Annotated in this window: 6 protein-coding genes and 2 pseudogenes; all 8 read right to left on the bottom strand. The window is 37.5% G+C overall.

The window, feature by feature from the left end:
* Positions 1–156 precede the first annotated feature (156 nt).
* Positions 157–699 (bottom strand): hypothetical protein, encoded by a 543-nt coding sequence (locus BUB92_RS10285; RefSeq protein ID WP_073093439.1) that lies wholly within the window; start codon positions 697–699, stop codon positions 157–159.
* Positions 700–958: 259 nt separating this feature from the next.
* The gene (locus BUB92_RS10280) at positions 959–1,324 is read right to left on the bottom strand and encodes a DUF8042 domain-containing protein (protein ID WP_073093438.1); all 366 of its coding nucleotides are present in this window, start codon (positions 1,322–1,324) and stop codon (positions 959–961) included.
* A gap of 15 nt (positions 1,325–1,339) precedes the next feature.
* A pseudogene (fliB, locus tag BUB92_RS10275) lies at positions 1,340–2,329 on the bottom strand (flagellin lysine-N-methylase); the annotation flags it as partial.
* 36 nt (positions 2,330–2,365) lie between these two features.
* Entirely contained in the window at positions 2,366–2,758 is a 393-nt protein-coding gene (gene tagD, locus BUB92_RS10270) for a glycerol-3-phosphate cytidylyltransferase (protein ID WP_073093435.1), read from the bottom strand.
* Positions 2,759–2,976: 218 nt separating this feature from the next.
* On the bottom strand, positions 2,977–5,913 hold the full coding sequence (locus BUB92_RS11605) for a CDP-glycerol glycerophosphotransferase family protein (RefSeq protein WP_073093434.1): 2,937 nt from the start codon (positions 5,911–5,913) through the stop codon (positions 2,977–2,979).
* 27 nt (positions 5,914–5,940) lie between these two features.
* On the bottom strand, positions 5,941–7,860 hold the full coding sequence (locus tag BUB92_RS10260) for a glycosyltransferase (protein ID WP_073093432.1): 1,920 nt from the start codon (positions 7,858–7,860) through the stop codon (positions 5,941–5,943).
* Positions 7,861–7,946: 86 nt separating this feature from the next.
* Positions 7,947–9,119, bottom strand: coding sequence for a flagellin N-terminal helical domain-containing protein (locus BUB92_RS10255; protein WP_073093431.1), 1,173 nt, complete (start codon positions 9,117–9,119; stop codon positions 7,947–7,949).
* 286 nt (positions 9,120–9,405) lie between these two features.
* Positions 9,406–9,826 (bottom strand): annotated as a pseudogene (locus BUB92_RS11600) (hypothetical protein); the annotation flags it as partial.

Genomic DNA, 9,826 nt, shown 5'->3' with positions numbered 1-9,826 from the left:
AAAACGGTGCCTTATCTTAACGCAAAATTGACGCAAACCCTGCTAATACAAAGAGGTTCCTTCTTGTCCTTCGCACCAATTGCAAGGTGTAGCTTGTATTCAGACATATCATTCGGTGGTATCGGAATAATCTCCAATAGCCTCATTTTTGCAATGTCACATCCTATCCTCCATCCAGGCATCCAGTTTTTGCATGACAAGTTCATAAGTCTTTTTCGATATCTCAGGCAGTCCGCCCAATACCGCCTCTGCCGCCTTAAAGCCTTCGATAATAGCTCCCCTTAACATCTCTATCTTGCTCCTGTCTCCTCCGGATATGGCTTTAGCAAACTCTACGATGCGGTCACTCACCTTCTCCGGGCTTAATATCCCGCCTTCTTCCAGCATGGCCCTGGCTTCCAGGCGTGCCGCTTCATCTATCTCTGCTTTCTCCAGCTCCCGGAAGGTCAAACCCTGCCTTTTAAGAAGCTCCTCTACCAGCTGTCTTAAGTGCTGATATGCTTTTTCGCTTTCTTCCATAAGCCTTTTTATAGTATTTTCATCTGCCCTGCCGGGTTTGTCATAGGTTATCTTCGGCTGAACTTCCGACTTTACATACTCATCCTTAACTTCCGGTTTGCCATCAGCAGCCTTTGGCTTAGGTTTGGTCAGGTCAATCTTTCCATTTTGGACATTCGGCATCAACGGGGGTATCTGCATGATCATCACTCCTTTTTACGGACAGAAAAACAGCATCATTCCCTTCAGACAAGGTGCGCTAATACACCGCAAGTTTTTCCTCCTCCCGGGCAGGAAGGAAGGTTTCTATGTGTCTTAAAGGGGCTTTTTATGACAGCACAAAAGAAACCTTTACACCTCCTTTCATAATTTCGCCCTTCGCATAAGCGTAGATCCAGGCCGACATTACGATTCGTAATAGATTTTAAAAAAGGAACCGTCCCCAAATGAAAAAGTATTTCTATGATGAAATGTATGGGGTAAGTATTTTTTCTAGTTCGGATTTCCATTCCTGAAATACGGGCAAGAGCTGGGTAGATATGATGATTTCTGCCTGCTCCGGGTTTTCTTTTTCACAGGTTGCCACCACTTTTTCGCAGGCAGCCTTGAGGGTGGCGGTCAGGGAAAAAACCTTTTCCAAAGAAAGTTCTGCCATAGGCTGCAGGGCAGCTTCGATGCTGGCTATGGCAAGGAGGCAATCTTCAAGAAGGCCTAAAGCTTCCTCATAGCGCAGTTCGGAGAGCTGCTTTTTTATGTGCACCAGCCCTTCTTCGAGGGTGGAGAGGAGGGGAAGAAGGTTTTGGATAACTTCGATATAACGGTACATAAGTTTTCCTCCTCCCTAGTTTTTTACCAGAATAGCCATGTAGGCCAGGGTGTCAAAGCTGTTGTCCTGCAGGAGCTTTATTATGTGCTGGATGTAGTTTGTATTGTGCAGGACGGTTTTGGAAAAGGACTGGATGAGCTTCAGTGCCATGTCGTCGTTTAAGCCTTTGTGATGGCCGGCCATGCCGATAAGGTGCAGCTTTACCATGCTGTAGATCACGCACAGGAAAACATAGGAGTCCCATATGGACTTATACCTGCCAAAGGGCATCATCTCCCGGAAGTATTCGTTTACCAGGTAGTTTTCCAGTATGTATCCTTTCTCCTCCAGGTAAGGCTTGAGGTAGTCCCGGCAACTGGCCTCATAGTTAGCTGCTATTTCCTCCAGGGAGGCACCTTCCACATAGCCCAGCCCCAGGAGGGTCTCCTTCAGGCACTCCAGGTAGCGGCTGCTGTTTATGCCCTGCAAAACCCGCTCATCGGTCAGCTCCTTGGCCAGGCGCATCTGGATGTGGCTCTGGGAAGGTATCTTCTCCAGTTCTTCTTTAAAGGCACCGGAGAGGATAAGGTTATGCATGGACTCCAGCATAGCCGGGATGTCGTGAGTGCGGCCTTCGTTTTGCAGTTCGACGATTTTTTTGTAGACTATGCCCAGTATGATGAGCCTTTCTCCCAGATCGTAGCTGCGGTTCTGGAGCAGGCTCAGGCTGAAGAGGCGGATGTCCCAGAAATACCGCTGCGGTTTGTTAAGGTAGAGATGGCCTTCGGTGTCAAAGATGCTGTGGAGTTTGATGCGGATGCCGGCATCTTCTTCTATATTTTCAAAGGCCATGCCGTCAGGATTTAAAAGGGCAAGCCGGGCTGCCTCCGGACAGGACATGGTAAGGCTGCGTTCGTGTCTGCCGTCTATTTTAACCAGATGCCTGGGATACAGGGCGCAGGTGTCGGAAAGATATTCCTCGCCCAGGTTTCTCTGGATCTTGCACAGCATATCTTCATCCAGGAAAGGGCATCTGCCTCAAGTAAAAAATTAAATTTTAAACTACAAGTTATAGCTTAAATCTTCCTTTATCTTTGTAGTTGAAATTTCAGGAGTTCTAGGTAAATATATTACTTCACAATATTCCTTTAAAAAATCAAATTTTCCCTTCCAATCATCACCCATAACTAAAATATCAATTTTAAATTCTTTTATATCACTAATTTTTTGTTCCCAATTGCATTCAGGTATTACCAAATCTACATAACGAATCGCTTCGATCAATTTTTTTCTTTTTTCATAAGGAAAATAACATTTTTTACCTTTAATTCGATTGAATTCATCTGTGGATAATCCTACTATTAAATAGTCTCCTAGTTCTTTTGCACGCTTTAATAAGTTAATATGTCCATAATGTAATAAATCGAAAGTTCCGTATGTAATTACCTTTTTCATTTTTATCACCCTTAATAAATAAGCTTTTTGAGGGCTTTTAAAAGTTTTTCGAAATATGGAAGCAAGTATAAGTAATATTATTATTCACCACTAAATAAAAATCTACTGAATTTGAGTAACTAATAACTTCTACAAAAATGGAGCACATACTTTTTTATCTTTAAAACTTTTAACCATACCGGATCTATACATATGCAAAAATACTAAATAATTGATCATTAATCTAGAATTTTTTCAATAAAATCCCATGTTCTATTACATGAATTACCATCTATATATAAATGCACATTTTTTAAAATATCTTTTCTTTTTTCTTTATAATATTCTTTACATTTCAAAAATCTTTCTATTTCTTCTTGTAAATGCTTTTGGTCATAACATTTGGGGCCTGGAGTCCATTCTTCATAAGGTAGTAAAAATCCCCTATCATGTTTATATTTTTCAATATCGGTAGGTGTGAATATTACCGGAATATCTAAAAGTAATACATCAAAGAAAACACTTGAATAATCAGTTATCAAAATATTAGCAGCATTAATAATTTCATATAAATCAATTCCATGTTTAAATAACAATTCATTTGTTAATAATTTTATATTCTTATTTTGTTGTATATTATTGATAAAATATCTTTCTTCTGCAGGATGCAATTTTACAAATAAGAGACAATTATTATCTTCTAAAAAATTCGAAAACTCATTTATATTAAATCTCTTAAAATCAAATAAATTCACCCACTTTTTGTTTCCTTCTAACCTATTACCATTATACCTATATGTAGGCATATAAAATATAATATTTTTGCCATCATAACTTTCACTATATATAAACTCTAAATTTTTCTTCCCCTTAGTATAAAATAAAAAGTCATTTCTTTGAGCACCTGTAATTACATACTTTGATTCATTTATGTAAATACACTTATTCATTAATTTATTAAATAAATGTGAATAAGAAGTTATATAGTCTACATTTTTCCATCTTTGTTCTAGCGCTTCTTTAAACTTTTCACCATTATCGGAATATCCCATCGCTTTTATAGGAAATCCATGCCACAAATCTATTACAATCGGTCTATTAATATGAAATTTTTTTATAAAAGGATAATTTCCCTCTGTAAAAATTGCTAAATCACTACTTAAAATAGTACTGTAAAAATTAGCAGACATATTTTGCTGAATAATACTAATATCATATTTATCTCTTATTTTTTTAGGCATCATTTTATATAAAGCAATTGTATTTGAACCAGATAAATTCGTATATACTAAAGCTATTTTCCTTTTATCGAAATTAAATTTTCCTAGCCTATAATTAGGGATTCCTTCTAAATCTACTTCCCTATATATATGATAAGCAGGATAGTTAGTATCGACAAACAATTTTAGTCCTAAAGCCATCGCTCTAACACAAAAATGTCTGTCTTCTCCCCAGAAAGATAAATTTTTTATTTCCTTAAAACTTATTCCTTTTTTCATAGCATAAATACTAATCAATGTACAAGCTCCTAATCCTCCAACCTCATACACTCCAGGTTTTTTTAACATATTAAGGAATTTTTCATGTCTGCGAGTTAATTCCCACTCATCAATTGTTTCTTGTCGCGATATTTCATACTGAATATAAACATCTTTAAGCCATACTTGGGGTAACATAAAAGAATTCGGATACCACTTCGTCCAAAATATTTCTGATATTATATCTCTTCCTGTAGCAATCAAATGTTTTAAAGTTTTAGGATTAAGCACTAAATCACTATCAATCAAAAATACATAATCGAATTCTCTTTTTTTGGCATAATTTATTATTTCATCCTTAAAATCTGCTACTCTCCAAATTAATTGTTCTTTCCAATAATGGGTGTTATCATCACAAACATAACTATCTTTTTTGTCATTAGCAGTATAAATAATAGTTTCAGGATATTTTTCAGAAAATATTTGCAACTTTCTTTTGGAATTAGTCTCATCATTATCATCTACAAAGAAATAATACACTTTTATACCTTCCTTATCTAAATCTTCAATACTCATTAGAAACTGTTCCAATATTTTTTCTTTTTGCCTTATACAACTTGCTATTAAAACCTTAAATTGAACATCTCCATTTAATCTCTTAAAAATCATTTCACATTTTTCATTCTGCTCCTTAACTTTGTATATATGATAAGCATGCTTATAAAAAAACTTTGCTACCGCATTTTGACCTAAAACTTCGTATAAATATGCCAAGTTAAATAATATATCGCCATTCAAATAATCTTTATCTCTTCCTTCCTTCAGCACCCTCTCAGCCTCATCTAAATCCCCCTCCATCATGGCTATGACTCCCTTTATCGAATAGACATCTATGTCGTCAGGTACGATTTTTTCATATTCAGCCACCAGCTGTTTGGCCTGTTCAAGATAACCATGTTCTATCAGTAATTCGATATTTTTTTTGAATTGCTTTTTATAAGATGCCAGTTCATCAGAGGTGTTTGTTTTCTTTTCTCCATCAGCACTTTCATGAGAATTTAATCTTTTTTCGTTAACTGGCTCATTTATCCTATCAGGGATTGAATTTTTCCAAACTTGTTTTATTCTATCCTCAATTTTTCCATAGTTCTCCCGGATATATGCTATCTTGTCCAAAATTTTTCCGGCATTAAATTTATCCTCTATGTCCAAACATAATTCTTTAAGTCCTAATCTTTCCAGCAAAAGAACATCTTTGCCGCAATATACAAAGGGTTTGTTCATTAAAATATAGTAAAGTAAAACTTTTCTATTCAGAATTATTCCTATTTCGGACAAAGCTATAAGATTTAATATATGCTTTTTATCCTCATTATCTATATATTTAACTGCTTCATCTTTAAAAACTTCTACCCATTCCTTAACCTTAGACTCTTGAGTATTTTCGGCATAAGCGAAAATACTAAATCCTTTGTTGACCAGAATCTGTCCCGCTATCTCTAACTGCTCCCATAAGTGTTTATCCAGAGCTGGATCACCGTTTTCACCCGGAAAACAGGCCAAAATCTGCCGCTCTTTTTTATCTACTTTTATCTCACTGACATTAGTTATTTCCTGTTTTATAATTTCAATAATTTCTTTATAGCTCTCATCTTCCAAATAATCAGATAAGATGTCTAATTTACTCACAAAATCCATAAATGAAACCACTCCTGGCAATAAGATTTATTCTTTCGTTTCTTTTATAATCTTCCACTCATTTAATAAGGTTTCTACCTTCTGTTTTATATCCTCATCACCGGCCTGTTCAGAGGTAAAAATCAAAAACTCCTGCAAATCGTTGCCTCTATATCCAGCTTTATAGGCTTCTTCGAAACACTCGATTGCTTCCTTAAAATTTCTCATCTTATAAAAGCAATATCCCATCTGCAGCCAGGCGCGTTCCACATTTTCTCCTTTAGCTGCCGCTTTGCGGTACTGCTCAATAGCTTTTCCGTATCTTAAGTTATCTTTTAAAACATCCCCAATAACCAGTTCTAAATTACCTATGTTATCCCTGAATTTATCCTGCAGAAGCAAAAATGCACTTAAAGGCTCCTCTTTGCCTATCTTTATGAATTCACCCAGCAAGTCAATATATTCCTGCAGGTCTTCTTTATATAAACCTGCTTCGTCTTCGTGAACTAAAACTTGTATTATCCGCTTAAGCGAAGGCTTTACCTGTATGGCTAATTCTTTCAGTTTTTCTTTTTCTCCACTTAAACAGGCAGCTACCGCTGCCAGACGGGCAAAATTGCTGTCATACTCAAGCAAATATGCTTCGTAAAAATGTTTGAAAGCTTTTTCATGATTTTCATTGGTCAGAAACATCACTACCAGAGAAAAATCCTCATGGTTATAATTTTTATACATCCAGCTCACATAATAGGCTAAAGCCTTTTTAAAGCGCTGCCTGGTAATCTCCTCCAGCAGTATCAGCATATCACTTTTATCATTCTTATCATAAAGTTGATTCAGCAGTAATATGATATCCTCTTCCGGCATAAGGCTGCCGGCCAACCGCAAAAGCCCCCGTAATGCAGGACGATAATCTTTTTTCTGCTTTAAAGCATTGATATAGCTTTCTAATGCCTTATCCTCTTCATTCATGAGGTAATGCAAATTTGCCATAAAAGTATATATTTCATATTCCTTGCCGGTTATAAAGTTTATTTCAAAATCATCATAATTCTTTTGCAGTTCAAGGGTTCTTCTATAACTTGCCAGAGCTGCCCTGTATTTACGCTGACGCTCATAAGACTGAGCCATATAAAGATAAAAAATTGGATGATGAGGAAAGTTGTTTTGCGCTTCCTTTATAAACTCTTCTATCTCCTGTTCATCATATTTTAACTCCACCATAGCCGATATAATATTTTGATAAACTTTGCTATTTAGTCCGGTAAGGTTTACTTTGTTCGCTAAAAAAAGTTTTCCATAATATATACTTTTCTCATATTCTTTTAAAGTTAAATAACTATCACTTATAAAAAAATATGCGCTGGGATCCGGTTCTGGTTTATCTATCTCCTTGAGTAACAATTCCAGGTTTCTTTTTGCTTTATCTATAATGGTCGTACTTGAATAGCCAGTATGGTAAATGAGCAGTTCTTTCTCTTCTGCATAAAGCGCCTTCAGTTTCTTCTTTTTTCTTGAGTACAGGCGTTCGTGAATAGGGCTTGTATAGCATATGTCTCCATTGTTTTTAAATATTCTGGCCTGCACAAAATCAGCTATATTAATACCTTTTTCTTCATCGATATTCATCATCTTGCAGGCAATTATTTCCGAACCATTCTGTTGGCATTTTTTAATTAGATTGGGGATATTTTTCGCTGTTCCCTCAGCAAAATACTCATCGGCATCCAGGAATATTATCCAGTTCCCTTTAGCCTTCTTTATGGCAAAGTTTTTGGCAGCTGCAAAGTCGTTTATCCATTCAAAATAATAAACCTTCGCTCCCAGTTCTTTGGCTATTTCTACTGTCATATCAGTTGAGCCGGTATCTACCAATATTATCTCATCTACTACTTCCCGGTAGCTCTTGATACAGCGTCCAATATTTTTTTCTTCGTTTTTAGCAATGATACAAGCTGATATTTTCATAATTCACCTCGTATTTATTAAAAATGGTTAGAAGAAAAACTTCTTCTAACCATTTTACTGCTATTTTAGTTATATAAACTTTGCAACTAGCGCAAGAGCTGCAAAACCGTCTGCGGTGCCTGGTTGGCCTGAGCCAGCATAGCAGTAGCAGCCTGCTGCAGGATGTTCTGCTTGGTGAAGTTCATCATTTCTTTGGCCATGTCTACATCCCTGATTCTGGATTCAGCAGCCTGCAGGTTTTCGGCAGAGGTATCCAGATTCTTGATGGTGTGCTCAAGACGGTTCTGGATAGCACCCAGCTTGGACCTTTCTGTAGAAACCGTCTCCAGGGCATTATTAATAGTTGTAATTGCAGCCGTAGCTTTATCATAGTCTGTAATGTCTAATGCAGCACCACCAGCAGTTTGTCTCAAGCCAAGATCAACTGCCTTCATGGAATTTATCCCCACCGTAATATTTTGCCCTGTGTTGGCACCTATCTGCATGGACAAGGCACTCGAAATATCTGTACTTCCCTCTACTCTCGCCTTAATGCTTATTGTGATACTTTCTCCAACCTGAAGAGCTGTTAAAGTTCCACCAGCAAAGAAGTTAGCTAAGCTTACCCCTGCCCACTGTATTTCATTAGCACCTACTAAAGTTACTGCTACACCAGCAGGGTTGCCTATTCTAAAGTCAGTAGCTTCAAATCCAGTTGATGCATTCACACGGGTAATAGTTATTGTACCACCAGTAGCTATTATTGAAGCCGCATTAATCGCTGCAGTTGAAACCTGCAAGTTGGCGCTGCTGTTGTTTTGGAATATTATTTCAGCATCTTTAGCTTCTACCAGACCTTTTTTAGAGCCGTCTAGGAGTTTTTGGGTGTTAAATTCAGTAGTATTAGCAATTCTATCAATTTCCGAAGTTAACTGATTGATCTCTTTTTGAATTTCTCCCCTGTCAACAGTAGTATTTGTATCATTCGCAGCCTGTACCGCAAGTTCTCTCATCCTCTGCAAAATAGCATGAACTTCGTTTAACGCACCTTCTGCGGTCTGGATAAGGGAAATAGCATCCTGCGCATTCCTGGAAGCCTGAGTCAAGCCCCTGATCTGCCCTCTCATCTTTTCCGAGATGGCAAGCCCTGCAGCGTCATCGCCGGCGCGGTTGATGCGGAAGCCGGATGACAGTTTTTCGATGGATTTTTGTGCCATGGTGTTGTTGATGCTAAGCTGCCTGTGGGTGTTCATGGCCATAAGGTTGTGGTTAATTATCATTAAAATTCCCTCCTTTGAATTTTGTTGGCGAACTTCCTTTTTCGCCTTTTTTAAACCCTGCAATTCCCGGGATATTGCAAAGGTTTTTAAGCCTTTTTGGCTTTCTGATTATATTATCGGAAAAAGGGGGGAGAACTTTAGGGGTTTTAAAAAAATTTTTTAAGAATTACACCCTGACAGTTGGAAAAATTTAAGGGGATAACCCCGGAAGGCATCCCCCGTATGGCAAACACAAGGTGACATTTCCTTTGTACTGTCCTGCATTTATACCGTCCCCCTGTACTTTTTAGTTCAATTTTTTCTTTAGCTCCTCTATCCTCTCTACCGAAAGCCCAGTAATCTCTGCTATAGTTTCTATATCCAATCCTTTTTGTAAAGCATTTAGGGCTGCTTTTTCTATACCCTCCTGTATCCCTTGTTCTCTACCTTCCCTTATCCCTCTCTCTATTCCTTCCCTTATTCCTCTCTCTATTCCTTCCCTTATTCCTCTCTCTATTCCTTCCCTTATTCCCTCTCTTCTCCACTTTTCCGCTAAGGTCATTAAATCCTCCCTCCTCTCAGGAAGTATTTTCTCTATACATTCTATAAGGATTTCCTCATCTACTTTTTCCACCGCTCCTAATATATATTCTATTATACTCACCTGCAGATAGCTATATCCCCTCTCCATCTCCCGCATCTGCCAGAATATCTTTTCTACCTCTACC

The organism is Thermosyntropha lipolytica DSM 11003, assembly GCF_900129805.1.
In the GTDB taxonomy this organism is placed as follows: domain Bacteria; phylum Bacillota; class Syntrophomonadia; order Syntrophomonadales; family Syntrophomonadaceae; genus Thermosyntropha; species Thermosyntropha lipolytica.
This window is presented reverse-complemented; position numbering and strand designations above follow the sequence as displayed.